The organism is Pseudomonas sp. P4795 (genome assembly GCF_048822895.1).
GTDB lineage: Bacteria > Pseudomonadota > Gammaproteobacteria > Pseudomonadales > Pseudomonadaceae > Aquipseudomonas.
Window position 1 is genome coordinate 814,407 of record NZ_JBMFBT010000001.1, and the last position, 19,476, is coordinate 833,882.

The following is a 19,476-nucleotide window of genomic DNA, read 5'->3' on the forward strand; positions in this document are numbered from 1 at the left end:
ATCCGAGCCACGCTTCGACAATTGATTTCGCCAATCAGCCCTAACGCTTTTTGCGCGAATCAATCCGAATCCAGGTCGGCGCGTGATCGCTGGCGTGCGGTTGATTGCGCACCCACGCATCGACCCCGGCCTCGTGCAGATAAGGACTCAGCGCCGGATTGAGCAACAAGTGGTCGATGCGCAACCCGGAATTGCTCTGCCAGTGGTTGCGGAAATAATCCCAGAACGTGTACAGCCGATCCTCGGGGTGCAGATGCCGTAGCGAATCGGTCCAGCCCTGATCGAGCAAACGCTGATAGCACTCGCGGCTCTCAGGTTGTAGCAGTGCATCCTTGAGCCATGAGCGGGTGTTGTAGATATCCATATCGGTCGGCACCACGTTGTAATCACCGGCCAGCACCACCGGATGATCGCTGCGTTGCAGATCCTTGGCGTAGCTGATCAAGCGTTCAAACCAGGCCAGTTTGTAATCGAACTTCGGCCCCGGTTGCGGGTTACCGTTGGGCAAATACAGACAGCCGACCAGAATGCCGTGCACGGCGGCTTCCAGATATCGGCTTTGATTGTCATCCGGATCGCCGGGCAAGCCGCGCCGACTCTCCAGCGGTTGCGCGTCGCGAGCGAGAATTGCCACGCCGTTCCACGCCACCTGACCGTGCCAGATCGCACCGTAGCCCCCCGCCTCAAGTTCTGCAGCCGGAAATGCACTGTCGACCAGTTTGAGTTCTTGCAGACAAACGATGTCCGGCTGTTCGCGCTTGAGCCAATCCAGCAGATTCGGCAGCCGCGCGCGCAGGCCGTTGACGTTGTAGGTGGCGATCCGCAGCTTTTTCATCGACGCAAGCTCCTGCCAGTGACGGTTAAGCTGTGACCGCCATCGTGCCGAAGTGGTTGCGTTGGATTTGCCTGCTCAGACCCGATTGCGCAGCCACTGAAGAAAGCCTTTCTTCGGCACGATCACCGGCGCGTCCTGCGTCAGCGCTTGCGCCTTGTGCAGGCGGTAATCGAGCAAAGTCTGCATGGCGTCGTTGATGTCGTGACGGGCATCCAGGCATGGCTTGAGGTAAGTCTTCTCGATGCGGTACATCGCGCAGAAGGTTTTCGCGGCGAACGCGGCGGGCACCGATGAATCGGAAAGAATCCCGGCCTCGCCGATCACCTCGCCCGGCCCCATGCGCCCGGATTCGAACGGCACGCCGTGGCGCGTCAGAGTCACGCTGACCACGCCGGATTCAATGATGAACAAGTGATCGCTGACCTCGCCTGCGCCGAGAATCGTCTCGCCGGCACGGAAGGTTTGCAGGGTCATGTTCTGGCTGAACGTTTCTTTTTCTTCCTCACGCAGCGTGGAGAAAATCGGCGAACTGTCGAGCAACCCGCGTGGCCGCGACAGGTGCGCAGGCGGGCTGGGTTCGACGCTCGACAACAGGTTGACTCCAGAAGCCTGCAAGTGCCGATAGGCCAGATCGAACAGTTGATTGCGCACCGTGCGCTTTTCGTTCATCGAAGCGACGAAGCCACTGATTTCATACTCCACGCCGCCACTGGCCGAGCTTTTCAGTGACACGTTTGGCGCCGGGTGGTCGAGTAAGGGACGGCAACCCTGCATGGCGCGCTCCAGCGCTTCGATCACCGTGTTCGGCCGCGCATGCGGACTGACTTGCAGGCTGATGGAGATTCCGAACATATCGCTCGGGCGGCTGAAGTTGATGATCTTGGCCTTGGCCGCCAGCGAGTTGGGAATCACCGCCATGCTGCCCTGACTGGTTTGCAGACGCGTGGCGCGCCAGTCGATATCGGTGACCCGCCCTTCGGTGCCGTCGATGGAGATCCAGTCATCCAGTTGATAGGGCTTGGTGGTGTTCAGGACGATCCCGGAAAACACGTCGCTCAAGGTGCTCTGCAAAGCCAGACCGACAATGATCGCCAAGGCGCCGGAAGTCGCCAGCACACCTTTGACCGGCAGATCCAGCACATAAGCCAATGCCGCAATGATCGCGATCAGGAAGATCACCGCACCCAGCAAGTCCTGCAACAAGCGCCCGGTGTGCCCGACCCGCTGCATCATCACCGCGCCGAGCAACACCGTCAGCGTACGCGCACCGAACAGCCACCAGCCGATCTGCAACCCGGTCGCCGCCAGGTGCAGCGGCACGTTGTCAGCCCACGGCGCGGGCTCCATCGGGTTGAGACCTTCGTTGAACAGCACGATGCTGAACAGGGTGAAAATCAGCACCCGCACCAGCAGCTTCCACTCACTGCCGCGCGAGCTGATCAGGCGCCACAGCCCCAAGTCGACGAGGATCAGGATCAATGCACAAAACAACGGATGTTCGGTGAGCAGAGACAGCATCAAACAACTCCGACAGGGGCCAATCGCGAGAAGATCGCACAGATTGGGCTCAGTGTAGGAGCAATTGATTTGGCGGGATGGTTACGCTACCCCGGATAGCCGAAAAACCCCGTGAGCACAAAGCTCACGGGGTGTGTTGTTCAGCTTGTATTACTTGCTGTTGGTCAACGTGCTGTAACTGGTCATCAGGTTGCGGTAATCGGGAATGTGGTTGGAAAACAGTGTGCCCAGACCTTCGACATCGTTGCGCCAGTCGCGATGCAACTCACAGGCCAGGCCGAACCAGGTCATCAGTTGCGCGCCGGCGCTGGACATACGGTTCCACGCTGATTCACGGGTCAGTTCATTGAATGTGCCGGACGCATCAGTTACTACGAACACGTCAAACCCTTCTTCCAGCGCCGACAACGCCGGGAACGCTACGCAGACCTCGGTCACCACACCCGCGATGATCAGCTGTTTCTTGCCGGTAGCCTTGATCGCTTTTACGAAGTCTTCGTTATCCCAGGCATTGATCTGCCCGGGGCGCGCGATGTACGGCGCATCCGGAAACAGCGCTTTCAGCTCAGGCACCAGCGGGCCGTTGGGGCCGGTTTCGAAACTGGTGGTGAGGATGGTCGGCAGCTTGAAGTACTTGGCCAGATCGGCCAGCGCCAGCACGTTGTTCTTGAACTTGTCCGGGTCAATGTCACGCACCAGCGACAGCAGCCCGGCCTGATGATCGACCAGCAGAACCGCAGCGTTGTTTTTGTCCAGACGTTTGTATTGAGTGGTCATTGCAGTAATCCTCGCGTGGGATCGACATCGAATGATGTCGATGGGTCAGGTCAGCGCTGGGAATCCAGCGCCTCGTGTTCGTTCGCGACTTGCTGAGCCTTGAGGTAGCTCTCGATCAGCAATTGATAGTGCGGCACGGCTTGGGCGTACACGGCCGCCCACTGCTCGGCATCGGGGCGGTTCCACGAACCTTGCAGCTCGGACAGCGTGGCCATGATGTCGATCGGCACTACCCCGGCCTGAGTCAGACGGGCGATGGTCAGATCAGTGGCGAGTTTCGAGTGGTTGCCGGAGGCATCGACCACGGCAAATACTTTGTAGCCTTCATGCACCGCTGCGATGGACGGAAATGCCAGGCAGACGCTGGTCAAGGTGCCGGCGATCACCAAGGTCTTCTTGCCGGTGGCTTTCACTGCCGCGTGAAACTCAGGGTTGTCCCAGGCGTTGATTTCACCTTTGCGCGCCACGTATTGCGCATGCGGCGCGGCTTCGTGAATCTCCGGGATCAAAGGCCCGTTTGGTCCTTGCGGTACAGAAGCCGTGGTAATCACCGGCATCTTCAGCAAAGTTGCAGCCTTGGCCAGCGCGACGGCATTGGCGCGCAGTTGCGGCACGTCCATGTCCTTGACGATCTGGAACAGACCGCTCTGATGGTCGATCAACAGCATCGCGCTGTCGTTGGCGTCGATGGTCGGTTTTTGGCCATTGAAGTTGGCAGCATTGACGTTATTCATGTGCGTTTCCTCTTTCTTTTGGGCAACAGCCATCCCTGGCCTTCGAACCGGCCTACGCGTCCTTTGTAGAGCGGAGTGTTGAAGTGCTGCGGGCTAGCCGTGCATGCGGCCGAAGCGACCGGACTGGAAGTCGGCAAACGCCTGATGGATTTCCTGCTCGGTGTTCATCACGAACGGGCCGTGACCGACGATCGGCTCGTCGATTGGCTCGCCGCTGAGCAGCAGCACCACAGCCTCCTGACTGGCCTCCAGTGTCAGGTGCTGGCCATCGCGCTCGAACAGCGCCAACTGCCCTTCGCGTACCGATTCCAGACCGTTGACCTGAATCGCGCCACGCAGCACCACCAGCGCAGTGTTGCGACCTTGATGCAGATCCAGCGTCAGCAACTTGCCAGCGTTCAGTCGCAGGTCCCACACATCAATCGGCGTAAAAGTGCGCGACGGGCCGGTGTGGCCATCGAACTCACCGGCGATCAGACGCAAGCTGCCGGCGTTGTCCTTGAGCGCGATGTTCGGAATGTCGCCATCGAGAATGGTCTGGTAACCCGGCGCGGCCATTTTGTCCTTGGCCGGCAGGTTGACCCACAGCTGAACCATTTCCAGGGTGCCGCCGGTTTTCGCGAAGCCTTCGGAGTGAAATTCTTCATGGAGAATCCCCGAGGCGGCGGTCATCCACTGCACATCACCGGGGCCGATCTTGCCGCCGCTGCCCGTCGAGTCGCGGTGCTCCAGTTCGCCCTCGTAGACGATAGTCACGGTTTCGAAACCACGGTGCGGATGCTGACCAACGCCACGTCGCTCGGTGGTCGGGGTGAAAGGCGCAGGCCCGGCGTGGTCGAGCAGCAAAAACGGGCTGATGTGTTTACCCAGAGTGTCGTAGGAAAACAGTGTGCGAACCGGGAAGCCATCGCCGACCCAATGGCCGCGAGGGCTGGTGTAGATACCGATGATGTTTTTCATGCTTGCCTCCAATTCGGGTGAGTGACGCGATGGACAAAGCTTAAAACCGTGACCCTTGCTGCGCTAGACTGCAAAAATCAGCTTTAGCGTTCTATCTGGAGAACGATGGTGGAAGATCTCAACACCCTTTATTACTTCACCCAAGTGGTCGAACATCATGGTTTTGCCGCTGCGGGACGGGCATTGGACATGCCTAAATCCAAGCTTAGCCGGCGAATTTCGCAGCTCGAAGAGCGCCTCGGCGTACGGCTTTTGCATCGCACCAGCCGCCATTGTTCGCCGACCGAACTCGGCCAGGCCTACTACCAGCGTTGCCTGGCTATGCGGGTGGAGGCCGAGAGCGCCGCCGAACTGATCGAGCGCAACCGCTCGGAGCCGCAGGGACTGGTGCGCCTGAGTTGCCCGACCGCGCTGCTCAATTCCTGGGTCGGGCCGATGCTTACGCGCTACATGCTCAAGTACCCGCTGGTGGAGTTATTCATCGAGAGCACCAACCGCAGGGTCGACTTGCTGCACGAAGGTTTCGATATCGCCCTGCGGGTACGGTTTCCGCCGCTGGAAAACACCGACATGGTGATGAAAGTGTTGGGCAACAGCACGCAATCGCTGGTCGGCAGCCCGTTGTTTGCCGAACGCCTGTCATCACCGCCCTCGCCCGCTGATCTCAGCGGCTTGCCGAGCCTGCATTGGGGCGCGGCGCAGCGCGAATATCAGTGGGAGTTGTCCGGCCCTGACGGTGCCCAGGCGCAGATCCGTCACACGCCACGGCTGGTCACCGATGATCTGATCGCGTTGCGTCAGGCCGTGATTGCCGGGGTTGGCATCGCGCATCTGCCCAGCGTGGTGGTGCGTGAGGACATCGCCGCCGGACGCGTGGTGCAACTGGTGCCGGGCTGGGCGCCGAAGAGCGGGATCGTGCATGCGATATTTCCGTCGCGGCGCGGGTTATTGCCTTCGGTGCGGACGTTGATTGATTTTCTTGGCGAGGAGTTCGCGCGAAGCGACATCGCTTGAGCTTCTAAGGCTCAGACCAATGTCTACATGGACTCCGTAGACGAAGTGATGTCAATTCGATATCTTTCAGAATATTTCTGCCTGTAACTTTTCTAGGGATGGAATTTATGTGAACGACTTCGTAGAAACGGCTTCGGCATAAAACGGCCAAAAATTCGGCATAGCATGCCAAAACATTCAATAACTTCTTGAGCACGACGCAAAATCAAGCAACAGAAGTTCAACACCATTTTTTCAAACGGAATAAAAAAATGTTGGCACATCAAACTGATCCTCATATAACAATTGATTTGTCTGCAAGTGAACAAAACTCGCAGATAGAACCCAATAATCTGATTCAATCAGAAGCGTTCACAAAACTGACAAATCAAATTAAAGAACGACTGATCAATAGAAAATCTTCCGAGTCATACTCGCCGGCATTGGGAAACAGCCAGGTTTTTTTATTGATGGAACTCGTGGCGCAGGAAAATCTACATTTTTGAGCGCTGTATATAATGCTCTATGCTATGGCAGCACAGCACAAATTAAGGAGCTAAAGCTTGCCCCACTTCAATTAATTGACCCAAGCAAGATCCATATCCGCGAGCATGTATTTTTATCAATACTATATAAAATTAAAAAAACAGTAGACTCTCACAACCGAGAAAACAGCCAATACCGCTCTGACTCTTCGAACGATACAAATGAACATTTCAGAAACCAATTCAAACAGCTAGCGGGTGGACTTCAGCTACTCAACGAAGAACACAACCCTCTAACCAATATAGACGAGGAAGTATTTCTAGACTGGGGAATAGAAAGAGCAAAAGATGGAGTTGAACTCGCCAAAAACTTTCAAAACCTTGTAGAACTAACGTGCAAAATACTTGACGCCAACGCATTAGTAATTGCGATCGACGATGCAGATACTAATTTTAAAAAAGGACGTGAAATACTGGAACTAATTCGATGCTACCTCGATACGTCCAGGTTTGTTGTACTGTTTACTGGAGATATGAAATTATACTCGCACCTAGTGCGCGACCATTACCATGAAAACATGGGCGATCGACTGTATCGGCAAGATCCATCCAGAAATGTGCAACGTGAAAAACTAATCGACCATCTTGAAGATCAATACCTGCTTAAATTATTCCCAATAAACAAAAGAATTCAGCTTCCTCCTCTATGGATTCATAAGTCGATCGACAACATATTCCTCACGCATTCTATCTGGGGAGCCGAGCCACGCAAGCTTGATGTAGTTGTTACCAGAATCATTACCGATGGTCTGCGATTAAAGTCCGACCAAGACATTCAGCTCTTTCGTGAGTTTCTATATAAACAGCCGTTGCGATCTATCCTACAACTACTAAACACCTGCGCACCATATTTAGTCTCCGAGAATTCCTCCATCACGCCCACGATATTGTCTGAAGCAATGCGTGCCATGGTGCAAGGCAGTTTATATAAAAAAGAGGTGGACATAGACGCGCTTGGCGCTGGAGACACGCCCACGTTAATTGACGCTGTCTTTCGCCTGACTCTAGAAGATGGCGAGTTCGACACTGGAGCCTATTTGCGTCCGCAACCGAAAGACGAAAGCTTACGTAAAAGTTTCGCAGCACTCTCGACGGAAGTTGCACGACTGTGCGAAAACAGCACCGCGAACACCATTAAGTATCTATTGCAAGGCCCTGGCAGCGTCGCACTATACAAAGATTCCCGAAGCAGTATGAAAATAGACGATGATGAAACAGCTCAAGGTCGATTCAAAAACTATCTCAGCATCGGTCGCGAAGAGGACGCTTTGAACTGGGCATGGCATGCAACACCGGTAATCATGAATTCCACTACACCGTCCACACCTATAAGGTGCGGCGTAATCCGCCTGAGCCGAAGCACAGGATCCAACTCGAACGCAACAACAATTGAGCAAATCCTTACTGAACTCGAGTTAAAACCTGATGAAGAACTTCCAGCTTTTGCATTCACACTCATCAACGTTTTTGATAAAGACAACCGAACGTATGCGTCCATCTTCAACACACTCGGATTAATGTGTCGCTTGTTGCGCGACACAAACAAAAATCCTTTGACTCATGTGACGGATGAACTGAGTAAAATCCGCCCCACTCCGACAATTTCCGCACCACGCTGGTCCGAGGGCACGGGGCCGGAAGATTCACTGCACAAAGAAGACGAAACTGAACCCAGCTACAAAACAGAATCCAAACTATTTGCAAACTTAGCCGAATGGATTACCGAAACCAAACGACAAGAAAAAAATGTAAATCCATCTGCGATTCTAATCGGCAAAATCTGGACACGTCTGTATTTCAGCCTTATAAATGTGGCACAAAACTACTCGACCGAAGCACATTCAACAACTGGTGCAGCCACCATCATGGAATTTTACGCACTCTGTGTAATCAACGCCGTGTTCGTGGAAGAGCATGAGCACCATTACAGCTCGAACAGAAACCCAGACACCTCCAACAATTTCAGAAAAAACCCAAAACAATCTGGATCTACAATCAATTCAAAATTTAAGGATTTTAAAAAAGGTGACTACCCGCTGACTACCATTATCGGAGGATGCCCGTTAATTCTAAACTTACTTCCTAATATAATCACATACACAGAACTTTTTTCTGCATTAAGCGCTTCAGAAAAAAATAATCCCGGCGTACCGGAAAGAACACATGCATATATAAACCTAGCTTCAATCCCTCGTCAGGCGAGAAAAAACAAATCTAATAACAACTAAAACCACACCCTCGCAGGTAGCGAAAAACACCATATGAAATCTTATCTGGACACTCCTGCCATAGTACATTCGGGAATAGCTACTTCGCTATTATCGAGCAACCGCCTACTCAATAGACTACTGCAACTTCCATTCACCCAAGAACTTCTCGCAGAAGATATGGCGGAAGCTGTGTATTTAACGTTTCAAACTTGGTTCGCCCGTCAACCGGATCATATCTTCCAGTCTAACTGGCGACTTTTCTGCAGTAGTTACCTCGCGAAAGAAGGACATTGGGTATTACCGACACTGCAAACTCTGGTTAACGAATTCCTAGAATTTCAGCATGGAGACCTCCATGTCACCATGGCGCGTTTTGGCGAGTGGCAACAGAACATTCTAAGTAGGATATCCGCCCTCCCCATTCAGGCGGCGGCATATGCAGGAAGCGCTGAACAGGCGATATATAACCGGCAGAAAACTCACAAAAATCATATGAAGGTGGCCCATTTACTGAGTCCAACACATCCACTCGTTGAGGATTATATCGAACGTGAAGGGCTTCATGAGACGCATCTGCACCTCAATGGGAGTACCCACGCTGAATCTTGCTGGCTTAAGGCGCTCTACGAACCCAAGTCAGACATTCAGGCATTTTCCAAACAGTACTCCGAGCGCTCTCAAAACGGGGCACGAACTCGAGAACTGTGCCACTCGATAAACGCGGATTTGTCACCGGCCCTCCTGTATCGTCACTTGCTAGGTGCTCGGAACATTCGCGCCTGCCTGATTGTATTCGCTTACGATATCGAGTGTTTTCAAAACTTAACAATTCCAGCCACTTTCCAGAACATGATTCATCATAAAGAAATCTTAAGTGCATCATCGAAAGCTACTCCCCGTGCACTTATTGAAAACAGATGCACTTTTAGCGAAGAACTAATCTGGATACAGGTCGTACTTGAGCGCCTGCAAAAAAAGAAATTCCCACTAATTGATCGACTCTTGCACATCTATCTACTTTTGCAAAACCAATATTACCGACTTCTTGTACAAAGCGAAGAACAGTATGGCTTCGACCAATTCCAAAAACTGACCTTGACAAATTTGCGCGACCCCATTGAGAAGTGGTATCTCGCGCGCTTCCAGCAGATGCATGGAGACAACCCAAAAGTCAGTAGGATTGGATGGTTGGAGGGGCGCTTTGCACCAAAAAGAAGCATCACTGCGAATCAAACGATTCTTGCTTCCGTATTAGGTGGGTACTTGGAGTATTTATTAAACAATGATACTAAAAATAAATCTTCCCGCCCGCCGCGCTCTTTAAGCAAAATTCTGCTAGAACTGGATGCACGCAGAAACGATTTCAACACCTCTAATCATCGCAACAATCACAAACTGACTCTAGTCGCACACTTCCCCAAAAAACAATGGAACTGGAAAGATAAAAAAGAACAACCATATAGACATTATTCACTAAGAAGAGAACTTGCTGTCCAAGGCAACGCATTGATCGGAGTGATCAATAAGTGGCCATTGTTAGAGGATTGGATAACCGGGATTGATGCTGCGGCAAATGAACTACACGCACCTCCTGAAGTGTTCGCAACTATTTTCAGAGTATGTCAGCGCAAGGGATTCACGCACCGAACCTACCACGTCGGAGAAGACTTCTCCCACTTAATATCCGGTTTGCGCCATGTAACCGATGCACTGCAATTGCTAAATCTTGAACAAGGAGATCGGATTGGGCATGGTACGGCTTTCGGAATTGCCCCGTCTCTCTGGCTCTCGAGAATGCCCCCGCAATTAGTGATAACCCGAGGGGAATGGATGTTGGATCTGTTGTGTGCGTGGTCCCTATTGCACACTGACCCTAAAGCTCAACTTTCGGCAAGGAGTTTGGAGGCATCAATTACGGGACTCGCCAGCTACATATTCAATGAGGACATCAGCATAACCTGCCTAGAACATATTATGCGACTACGCGGGCTGCATGCCCCGTATGTACTTGAGGCTGAGAAAAATTCTTCTTGGTGCTGGCGGCAGGCATCCCTGTCTGACAACTGGAGAGAGGAAGCCTCCATAGTTTATATGGTAAAAAGAAAAAACGCGCGCGCGCTAAAACTTTACGCACAGTGGCTCACCGGAGAGAATAAGTTATGGGAGCGTAGCGAAGAGCTGATCAGTGTTAATACTAACTATCTTGATGACAGCATGCTGCTTCTACTTCAACAGAAAGTTATGAAGTTGATTTCTGAACGAAACATCGTGGTAGAAACACTTCCCACCAGCAATGTTCGGATCAGTCAGTACGAGTCGTTTTCCGAGCATCACTCCCTGAGGTGGATGAAAGCTCCTGGCTATGCTATCGATGGAGACCCAGATATCATGATCTCATTAGGCTCGGACGATCCTGGCATATTTGCTAACGATCTTAACGGCGACTTTTACCAACTCTACGCAGTACTGCAACGGTCCGGAATTTTGGACAAACACGCGCTGGATTTACTGGCAACTATCAATGAAAGAGGTCGGCAGTATCGCTTTCATAAACGCAGTTAAAAATGATTATGATGTCATTCGTGACCCTGGGTGGACATTATATTGCCCTGTTAACGGTTTTTCTCAGACCACCACTTGCGGATACTCCAGCCCATTCCCACTGCAACCCTGGAGTCCTGCATGTCGGTTCCCGCTTTCGGTCGTGGTACGTTTCCCCTGCAAGGTCAGGTAGTCATCTTCGGTGAGCACTGCCCTTGGACTAGGCTACGATCTGATGCAGCAGGCGATTGCCGTGGTCGGCGCCGAGCACATTGCGCAACAGTGGGATTGACCGGTCAGGCCTGAAGCTGCTGCGCAAGGTCGTGCATGGCATCGCGCAGCGCATCGACTGCGCTCTTGATTACCCCGGCGGAGCCGTCACTACAGGCCCGTTCAAGCTCTCGACACGCCGAGACCACGCGATCAGCTCCGATCATGTGAGCGCCGCCAGTGATGTGATGCGCCAGTTCATGCAAGCCACTTCGGTCAACGATCCGACCCAATTCGAGCAAGCGCTTGAGGTCGATGCGGAGACTGCTCAAGACCTCTTCACGCAGTTGCTGGACAAGCGGATTGTCCGCTCCCGCAAGTTGCACCAGCGTAGACAAATCAAAGTCGGCCGATGCCTCATCGATCCCGCCCTCAGTCGGCCACTCGGCAGATTGCGCGACCAACAGCGCCTCGCTCAATTCGCGCAGCAGAATCGGTTTAAACAGGCATTCGTCCATGCCTGCAGCCAGACACCGCAGCTTTTCTTCAATCTGGGCGTTGGCCGTAAATCCTAGTATCAGGCACGGCGCCCTGTGCGTTGCCACCTCCTCCTGTCGCACCGCGCGTGCCAGTTCATAACCGGTGAGACCGGGCATATTGACGTCCGTGATCAGTACATCGAACGCTTGTCTGCGCCACAACGCAAAGCCCTGCTCGCCATCCTCGATGTCGACGGTTCGATGCCCGAGTTCGCTCAACTGCCGGCACAGCAACAAACGGTTTACCGGATGATCATCCACCACCAGTACCCTCAGCGATTTTGCTGAAGGAAGCGATTGAGCCCCTTCGGCCGGCTGCACAATTGGCTCGAGCTTGAGCAGCTCCAGTCGCAGCATGACTTGGGTACCGCGTCCCGGCTCGCTTTCCAGCCATAACTCGCCACCCATCATCCGGCACAGATTGCGACTGATCACCAGGCCCAGGCCGGATCCGATGCGCGCCGAATGCGCCTGGTCGCCGACCTGCACGAAAGGATTGAACAAACGCTGGCGATCCACGGCACTAATACCGCTACCGGTGTCTTCGACGGCCAGGCCAATTTCCACGCGTCCGTCATGTTCGGTGATGACCTGCAAGCGCAGGCGCACTTCGCCGTTATCAGTGAACTTGATCGCGTTGTTCAGCAGGTTGGACACTACCTGTTTGAAACGCGTCGGATCGATCATTACATCGACATAACTGCGCGTATCCGCCTCAACGTGCAATGCCAATTGCTTGTGTCGTGCCAAGCCTTCGAAGACCCGGCCCACCGACATCACCAGCTCGCGCAGGTTGGCGCGTTCGGGATTCAGCGACAAATGCCCGGATTCGATGCGCGCAATATCGAGAATATCGCCGATCACTGCCAGCAACTGTTGGCCGGCCTGAGACGCGACCTCAATGGCCTCACGGTCGGTGACACCTTCATCGGCATGTTTGAGTGCCAGCTCGAGCATGCCGATCACCGCGTTCAACGGGGTGCGCAGCTCGTGACTCATGGTCGCCAGAAAAGTCGTCTTGGCGCGGTTGGCGTCATCGGCCGCTTGCTTGGCTTGCTGCAACTCATGTAGCCATTGTTGACGCTGACGGATCTGTCGGCGCTGAAAAGCGATCCACAGCAGGGCCAGCAGCAACAACCCCGCCGCCATCGCAAACCCCTGGAGGATTTGCTGGCGATGGCGCAGCCAATAACTGTCCTGCACAACCACGTTATGACTCCAGCGCGATAGCAGATCGTCCATCTCCTGTGGAGTGATGCTGAGCAGTGCCTTGTTCAGAATTGAATGCAGTTGCGGTGCGTCCTGCGCAGTGGCCATGGCCACTCTGGCCGGGGTATCGCCCAAGGTGGACACGATGCGCAATCGCTCGCGGTACCGGTGATCAATCAGATAGCGCGCGACCAGCAGCGAACTCAACGTCGCGTCCGCCTGACCTTCAAGGAGCGCCTGCGTGCCCTGCGCCGGACTCGGCAACTCGATCAGGCGAATATCCGGCACGAGATCCAACAGGTAGTCACGCAGAGGATTGTTGCGATAGAGCGCCAGGCGCTTGCCTGCCATCTCGCCCAGACTGCGCGGTGCATGAGCCTGTGTACCAGTGATCAACACAAATGGGCTGTTCAGGTAGGCGCGAGTGAACAGCATCTCGGTTTCTCGGTCGCGGCTCGGCGTCAACACGGGCAACACATCCAGCGTCCCGCTCTTGAGCTGCTCGACCTGAGCATCCAGAGACTGCCCGGGCACGATCTCGAATGTCAGTCCACTGCGCTGGGTGATCAGATCCAGCAATCGTGCAGTGAGACCTTGCAACTGCCCATCAGCATCGAAGAATGTCAGCGGGGCGAAATCCTCGATGGCACCGACCCGCACCACTGGATGTTGTTCGAGCCAATCGTGCTCACCAGGGCTGAGACTCACGCGCAATTGCCCACTCATGTCGGCGCGGCCAGCGCTCCAGCGCTGCTCCATGATCTGCCGCTGCTCCATGGGGATGGCCAGCAACGCCTGGTCGACGATGCGCTTCAATCGGGCATTGCCGTGTGCCATTGCAAAAGCGAACGGATTGGCGTCCAGCCCGGCAGGCCCGGCCAACTGCAGGTCATTGCGGTAGTTGGTGTTGATCAGATAGTTGGAGCTGATGAAGTCGCCGAGATACAGGTCGGCCATGCCGAATGCCACTGCACCGAGGGCATCGAGAATCGAGGAATACGTGATCAGCACGGCGCCGGGATATGCCTGCCGAATGGTCGACGCGGGCAAGTAGTCTTCAACCATGGCGATGCGCTTGCCCGCAAGGTCCGCCGGCAGCAGCGCGTTGTGCCGGATAACCCACATGGGCTGATCTTCGGCGTAGGCGCGAGACAGCGTCAAACCCGGGTCGGCACGCTCGAAGTTGTTCGAAGTAGCCAGCAGATCGAGAGTGCCGGACTTGAGCGCGGCCATGGCGTCATCACGGTTCGGGTAACGCAGCACCTTGACCGGAACATTCAACAGTTGCCCAAGCATGTCGGCGTAGTCAGCGGAAAGACCTTCCAGCTCGTGCTGATTGCGCGTCACTTCGAACGGCGCGTAATCGGCACCAGAAACCCCGATGCTCAATGGTGCAAGCTTGCGTAGCCATTGTTGGTCTCTGCCGTCCAGTTGCAGATGGACGTTTTCAAGACTGGCGCGGGGGAGTACTTCCAGTTCCTGCGGCGTGGCGCTGGCCCATGCCGCAATCCCGATTACCAAAAGCAGCGCGAGGACAACTTCGCCCGGCCTCATGCGCGCGCCATCAGATCAGCCCGTTACGCGTGGCAAATTCGCGCAAAAGCACCAGCGAGCTCAGCCCAAGTTTCAGCATCAGGCGGGTTTTATAAGTACTGATGGTTTTATGGCTCAGATACATCTCGACCGCGATGTCCTTGTTGGCTTTGCCAGCGGCCAGTTGGACCAGAATCTGCAGTTCCCGATCGGACAATTGATCGATCATCTGGCGCTCACTGCTGTGTGGCGTACCTCTGCTCCCGTTGAATGCGGATTCAGGGAAAAAGGTGTAACCGGTCATTAGAGCCTTGATGGCATCGCGCAACTGCTGCAATGGCGCTGCCTTGTTGACGTAACCCATTGCCCCGACGAGCCTGCAGCGCCCCATGTAGTGGTCATCTCCCGCCGCCGAGTAGACCAGCACCCGGCTACTCAAGCCACTCGACCGGATACGCTCAAGCACCTCCAAGCCGCTCCCTTTTTTGAGTTTCAAGTCCAGGATCACGATATCCGGCTGGTGTTCGCGAATCACCGACAAGGCTTCCACACCGCTGGTCGCCAGATAAATCGTGCCGAAGCCCAACGCTTGCAGAATCAGACTGACGGCGCTCTGGATCACCGGATGATCGTCAGCAATCAGCGCTTTATTCATTACCACTCCCCATACAGACGTAGGACGCTGGCGCCACGGTGGCTGCTCAACGACTGTTGCACGGGAATCGCGATCAATCTACCTGTCAGATCTGACAGTTGCGGCCGGCTGAAAACTGTGTTCACGCCCTGCATTGCATGGGCAACGCCTGGTTCCAGGTCACAACCTCCTGCTTGCGTGACGCTTCGACCCGCGACATCAAACGCTCGATTGTCTGGAGGTCCGGCGTGGCCGCATCACTCAAAGGCTCGTTATAGATCAGCCACTGACGAACCTGCGGGTTATCGAGGAAGTATCCCGCCAGATTCAGCGAACCTGCCGCCAGATCTGCATTCACCAGCACCACGTCGAACGTCGTGCACTCGCTGTCGACCAGGGTCAGCAGTTCGATAAGCGATTGCACCGGAGCGATGCGATAGTAGCCGAGGCGATTGAACGATCGCTCGATCATCATTCGCTGAAAGTGCTGTGGATCAGCGATCAGAATGCGCAAGTCTTTGTGGATCACGGTGGATTACCCGGGCGGTGGCTGCTTCAGGGTCGCCAAGGTTACGCACGCCACGCGAAGTCTTCTGTAGGACTTTTCCTAAAAAACCAGTCATTCATCCGGGTTGTTGCGTTGCGATGCGTTAGCCAGCAACGCTTATTCGGTCGTGCTCGGGCTCCAGAACGCCTGAACCACCAGCGCAGATGTCGAGATGCGCGCCACCAGTGCGTCCAGTTCATCGCCGTCCACCGAGGTGGTCGCCAGGGTGGCTTCGACCTCAATTTCGTCGGAGCCAAACGCATGCACATCGACATCGCTAGCCGGGTAGTTGCTGCGCTCCAGCTCGGCTTCGAGCAAGGCCAGCACGGCTTTTTGCTGCGAACGCCGGGCGATCACGTAGACGATGTTGGTGACTTCTGCCGAGACCACATCCAGTGGCTGGCGGTTGATGTTGTTGACGATCGGTCGCAGCAAGGTATTGGCGGCGAGAATGAACAGTGTGCCGAGCACGGCTTCGGCGAGCAGATCGGCGCCGGCACAGGCACCGACCGCCGCGGATGTCCAAAGAGTCGCGGCTGTGTTGAGGCCGCGCACGTTGCCCTCTTCGCGCATGATCACCCCGGCGCCGAGAAAACCGATCCCGGAGACCACGTAAGCAACCACGCGCACCGCGCCTTCGGCCCCGGCGAGACGGTTGGCCATGTCGACAAAAATCGCCGCACCGACCGCCACCAGCACGTTGGTGCGCAGGCCTGCGGTGCGTTGCCGATACTGGCGCTCGAAGCCGATCAGACCGCCGAGAATGAACGCCGCGCTGAGGCTGACGAGGGTGTCGATCAGCGAGGTCAGGTTGAGGTTGTTGATGGCTTGCATGATGAAATCCTTGAATAAATCACAGCCCCCTTGCTGGGGGCTGAAAACACAAAGCCTGCGGCAGCTCCTACAGGGTGATGTGGAACAGCGACAGCTGTTATTGCCAGCCGAACCGGCGGATGTAGAAGCCTTTCACTGCCTGAGTCAGCGCCATGTACGCCAGCAGAATCATCGGCAGGAACACGAAGTACAGCGACGGCAGCGCCTGCAGTTTGAAGTAGTGCGCCAGCGGTCCCATCGGCAGGAAGATGCCCACGGCCATGATGATTGCGGTCATGACCAGCAGCGGCATGGCTGCGCGGCTTTGCAGGAACGGAATCTTCGGCGTGCGGATCATGTGCACGATCAGCGTCTGGGTCAGCAATCCGACCACGAACCAGCCGGACTGGAACAGCGTCTGGTGATCCGGGGTGTTCGCATCAAACACGTACCACATCAAAGCAAAAGTTGTGATGTCGAAGATCGAACTGATCGGCCCGAAGAACAGCATGAAGCGCCCGACGTCGCCTGGCTGCCAGCGCTGCGGCTGCTTGAGCATTTCCTCATCGACGTTATCGAACGGGATCGCGATCTGAGAAATGTCGTAAAGCAGGTTTTGCACCAACAGATGCATCGGCAGCATCGGCAGGAACGGAATGAACGCGCTCGCCACCAGCACCGAAAACACGTTGCCGAAGTTCGAACTGGCGGTCATCTTGATGTACTTGAGCATGTTGGCGAAGGTCCGCCGTCCTTCGAGCACGCCCTCCTCCAGCACCATCAGGCTTTTTTCCAGCAGGATGATGTCGGCGGCTTCCTTGGCGATGTCCACCGCACTGTCCACGGAAATGCCGATGTCTGCCGTACGCAGCGCCGGGGCGTCGTTGATGCCATCGCCCATGAAGCCGACCACATGACCGTTGCCCTTGAGGATGCGCACGATGCGTTCTTTGTGCGACGGCGTCAGTTTGGCGAACACGTTAGTGGTCTCCACTGCCAGCGCCAGTTCGGCATCGCTCATGCGCTCGATGTCGTTGCCCATCAGCAGGCCTTGCTGAGCGAGGCCGACTTCGCGGCAGATTTTCGCCGTGACCAGTTCGTTATCCCCAGTCAGCACTTTCACCGCCACACCGTGTGCGGCCAACGCCTTGAGCGCTGGCGCGGTGCTTTCTTTCGGTGGATCGAGAAACGCCACATAACCAATCAGCGTCAGTTCCTGCTCATCGGCCAGGCTGTAAGTGTCGCGACCTTGCGGCATTGACCGAGCGGCCACCGCCACCACGCGCAAGCCTTCAGCGTTGAATGCTGCTGTGACCTGACGAATTTTCGCCAGCAATTCATCGCTCAAGGCTTCCTCGACATCACCGTGCTGCACGCGGCTGCACACCGCCAGCACTTCTTCCACGGCGCCTTTGCAGATCAGTTGATGCGATTGGCCGCGCCCTTCGACCACCACCGACATCCGGCGCCGATTGAAGTCGAACGGGATTTCATCGATCTTGCGAAACGCCGTACCGACCTTCAGTTCGCGGTGGACTTCCACGTGTTCCAGCACCGCGACGTCGAGCAGGTTTTTCAGGCCGGTCTGGTAGTAGCTGTTCAGGTAAGCCATTTCCAGCACGTCATCCGAGTCTTGGCCCCAGACGTCGACATTGCGCGCCAGGAAGATCTTGTCCTGGGTCAGGGTGCCGGTCTTGTCGGTGCACAGGACATCCATCGCACCGAAGTTCTGGATTGCATCGAGACGTTTGACGATGACTTTTTTGCGCGACAGAAACACCGCACCTTTGGCCAGGGTCGAGGTGACGATCATCGGCAGCATTTCCGGGGTCAGGCCCACGGCAATCGACAGCGCAAACAGCAGCGCTTCGGTCCAGTCGCCCTTGGTGAAACCGTTGATGAACAGCACCAGCGGCGCCATCACGAACATGAAACGGATCAACAGCCAGCTGACTTTGTTCACGCCGTGCTGAAACGAAGTCGGCGCGCGATCGGTGGCGCCAACGCGCTGGGCCAAGGCGCCAAAATAGGTGTTGTTGCCGGTCGTCAGGATCACCGCCACCGCCGTCCCGGAGACCACGTTGGTGCCCATGAACAGGATGTTCTCCAGCTCCAGTGGATTGCGTGTGTCGCGATCGGGCTGGCGCGGAAATTTCTCCACCGGCATCGATTCGCCGGTCATCGCTGCCTGACTGACAAACAGATCCTTGGCACTGAGCACCCGACAATCGGCGGGGATCATGTCGCCGGCCGAAAGCACGATCAGATCGCCCGGCACCAGTTGCTTGATCGGCAGTTCAGCGCGTGGTGCATCGCGGCGCAGCACAGTAGCGGTGTTGCTGACCATTGCTTTGAGCGCGTCGGCAGCCTGGTTGGATTTGCTCTCCTGCCAGAAGCGCAGCAGGGTCGAGAGCACCACCATCGAGAAAATCACGGTGGCGGCTTTGAGGTCTTCGGTCAGCCACGAGATCACTGCCAACAGGGTCAGCAGCAGGTTGAACGGGTTTTTGTAGCAGTGCCACAGATGGGTCCACCACGGCAGCGGCTGTTCGTGTTCGACTTCGTTGAGGCCATATTGCGCACGCAGCGCTTCGACTTCGATATCGGTGAGGCCATCGCTGTGGGTGCCCAGCGATGACAGCAGCAGGCCGCTGTCGAAATGCGCGGCGTCGACCAACACGTTGGCCAGCGTGGGCGGGACTTCACGGCTGACCGTGGTGTCGTTGATGGTTTCCAGCAACGCCAGGCGGCGGAAGTGCCGGGCGATGTGGCGGTTACGCAGAAAGCCTGCGAAAAATTCCTTGAGCGTAAGTTTCATGGCTGTTGCCCCTATGGTCAGCCGGGAAACCGTCAAGCAGGTACGGCCATGCCTCTGGCA

Annotated in this window: 14 protein-coding genes; 4 read left to right on the forward strand and 10 right to left on the reverse strand. The window is 55.4% G+C overall.

Going from position 1 to position 19,476, the window contains the following annotated elements:
• Nucleotides 1-40: 40 nt before the first annotated feature.
• The 5 genes from ACOI8A_RS03665 to ACOI8A_RS03685 all read right to left on the reverse strand — a co-directional run bounded on the left by ACOI8A_RS03665 (nt 41) and on the right by ACOI8A_RS03685 (nt 4,824).
• Complete coding sequence (locus ACOI8A_RS03665) at nt 41-835, reverse strand: exodeoxyribonuclease III (RefSeq protein WP_420648727.1); 795 nt, start codon at nt 833-835, stop codon at nt 41-43.
• 75 nt (nt 836-910) lie between these two features.
• Nucleotides 911-2,353 (reverse strand): mechanosensitive ion channel domain-containing protein, encoded by a 1,443-nt coding sequence (locus ACOI8A_RS03670; RefSeq protein ID WP_420648728.1) that lies wholly within the window; start codon nt 2,351-2,353, stop codon nt 911-913.
• A 150-nt stretch (nt 2,354-2,503) separates the two neighbouring features.
• Nucleotides 2,504-3,130: an isochorismate family cysteine hydrolase YcaC gene (gene ycaC, locus ACOI8A_RS03675; RefSeq protein ID WP_420648729.1), complete on the reverse strand. Its 627-nt coding sequence runs from the start codon at nt 3,128-3,130 to the stop codon at nt 2,504-2,506.
• Nucleotides 3,131-3,180: 50 nt separating this feature from the next.
• Complete coding sequence (locus tag ACOI8A_RS03680; protein WP_420648730.1) at nt 3,181-3,864, reverse strand: isochorismatase family protein; 684 nt, start codon at nt 3,862-3,864, stop codon at nt 3,181-3,183.
• Nucleotides 3,865-3,957: 93 nt separating this feature from the next.
• Nucleotides 3,958-4,824 (reverse strand): pirin family protein, encoded by an 867-nt coding sequence (locus tag ACOI8A_RS03685; protein WP_420648731.1) that lies wholly within the window; start codon nt 4,822-4,824, stop codon nt 3,958-3,960.
• A gap of 105 nt (nt 4,825-4,929) precedes the next feature.
• Here ACOI8A_RS03685 and ACOI8A_RS03690 point away from each other — a divergent pair, with 105 nt between their 5' ends.
• The 4 genes from ACOI8A_RS03690 (at nt 4,930) to ACOI8A_RS03705 (ending at nt 11,134) form a co-directional block, all read left to right on the forward strand.
• The gene (locus ACOI8A_RS03690) at nt 4,930-5,838 is read left to right on the forward strand and encodes a LysR substrate-binding domain-containing protein (RefSeq protein ID WP_420648732.1); all 909 of its coding nucleotides are present in this window, start codon (nt 4,930-4,932) and stop codon (nt 5,836-5,838) included.
• A gap of 251 nt (nt 5,839-6,089) precedes the next feature.
• Nucleotides 6,090-6,323 carry a hypothetical protein gene (locus ACOI8A_RS03695; protein WP_420651334.1) on the forward strand — a complete coding sequence of 78 codons (234 nt, stop codon included), beginning with the start codon at nt 6,090-6,092 and terminating at the stop codon, nt 6,321-6,323.
• A complete protein-coding gene (locus ACOI8A_RS03700) occupies nt 6,320-8,590 on the forward strand; it encodes a hypothetical protein (RefSeq protein WP_420651333.1) in 2,271 nt (756 codons plus the stop codon). The genes ACOI8A_RS03695 and ACOI8A_RS03700 overlap by 4 nt, the downstream gene beginning before the upstream one ends.
• 33 nt (nt 8,591-8,623) lie before the next feature.
• Nucleotides 8,624-11,134, forward strand: a complete 2,511-nt coding sequence (locus ACOI8A_RS03705; RefSeq protein WP_420648734.1) for a hypothetical protein — start codon at nt 8,624-8,626, stop codon at nt 11,132-11,134.
• Nucleotides 11,135-11,409: 275 nt separating this feature from the next.
• On the opposite strand, the gene ACOI8A_RS03710 is transcribed toward ACOI8A_RS03705, so the two are convergent.
• From ACOI8A_RS03710 to mgtA, 5 genes are all read right to left on the reverse strand, one after another.
• Complete coding sequence (locus ACOI8A_RS03710; RefSeq protein WP_420648735.1) at nt 11,410-14,625, reverse strand: transporter substrate-binding domain-containing protein; 3,216 nt, start codon at nt 14,623-14,625, stop codon at nt 11,410-11,412.
• 10 nt (nt 14,626-14,635) lie between these two features.
• A complete protein-coding gene (locus ACOI8A_RS03715) occupies nt 14,636-15,259 on the reverse strand; it encodes a response regulator (protein WP_420648736.1) in 624 nt (207 codons plus the stop codon).
• A 121-nt stretch (nt 15,260-15,380) separates the two neighbouring features.
• Nucleotides 15,381-15,767, reverse strand: a complete 387-nt coding sequence (locus ACOI8A_RS03720; protein WP_420648737.1) for a hypothetical protein — start codon at nt 15,765-15,767, stop codon at nt 15,381-15,383.
• Nucleotides 15,768-15,902: 135 nt separating this feature from the next.
• Nucleotides 15,903-16,619 (reverse strand): MgtC/SapB family protein, encoded by a 717-nt coding sequence (locus ACOI8A_RS03725; protein WP_420648738.1) that lies wholly within the window; start codon nt 16,617-16,619, stop codon nt 15,903-15,905.
• A gap of 97 nt (nt 16,620-16,716) precedes the next feature.
• Nucleotides 16,717-19,416, reverse strand: coding sequence for a magnesium-translocating P-type ATPase (gene mgtA / locus ACOI8A_RS03730; protein WP_420648739.1), 2,700 nt, complete (start codon nt 19,414-19,416; stop codon nt 16,717-16,719).
• Nucleotides 19,417-19,476: the final 60 nt, after the last annotated feature.

Coding starts and splice junctions, on each gene's coding strand:
- ACOI8A_RS03710 (WP_420648735.1), bottom strand. CDS start 14,625: ATGAGGCCGGGCGAAGTTGTCCTCGCGCTGCTTTTGGTAATCGGGATT.
- ACOI8A_RS03680 (WP_420648730.1), bottom strand. CDS start 3,864: ATGAATAACGTCAATGCTGCCAACTTCAATGGCCAAAAACCGACCATC.
- ACOI8A_RS03715 (WP_420648736.1), bottom strand. CDS start 15,259: ATGAATAAAGCGCTGATTGCTGACGATCATCCGGTGATCCAGAGCGCC.
- ACOI8A_RS03695 (WP_420651334.1), top strand. CDS start 6,090: ATGTTGGCACATCAAACTGATCCTCATATAACAATTGATTTGTCTGCA.
- ycaC (WP_420648729.1), bottom strand. CDS start 3,130: ATGACCACTCAATACAAACGTCTGGACAAAAACAACGCTGCGGTTCTG.
- ACOI8A_RS03685 (WP_420648731.1), bottom strand. CDS start 4,824: ATGAAAAACATCATCGGTATCTACACCAGCCCTCGCGGCCATTGGGTC.
- mgtA (WP_420648739.1), bottom strand. CDS start 19,416: ATGAAACTTACGCTCAAGGAATTTTTCGCAGGCTTTCTGCGTAACCGC.
- ACOI8A_RS03690 (WP_420648732.1), top strand. CDS start 4,930: ATGGTGGAAGATCTCAACACCCTTTATTACTTCACCCAAGTGGTCGAA.
- ACOI8A_RS03665 (WP_420648727.1), bottom strand. CDS start 835: ATGAAAAAGCTGCGGATCGCCACCTACAACGTCAACGGCCTGCGCGCG.
- ACOI8A_RS03705 (WP_420648734.1), top strand. CDS start 8,624: ATGAAATCTTATCTGGACACTCCTGCCATAGTACATTCGGGAATAGCT.
- ACOI8A_RS03725 (WP_420648738.1), bottom strand. CDS start 16,619: ATGCAAGCCATCAACAACCTCAACCTGACCTCGCTGATCGACACCCTC.
- ACOI8A_RS03670 (WP_420648728.1), bottom strand. CDS start 2,353: ATGCTGTCTCTGCTCACCGAACATCCGTTGTTTTGTGCATTGATCCTG.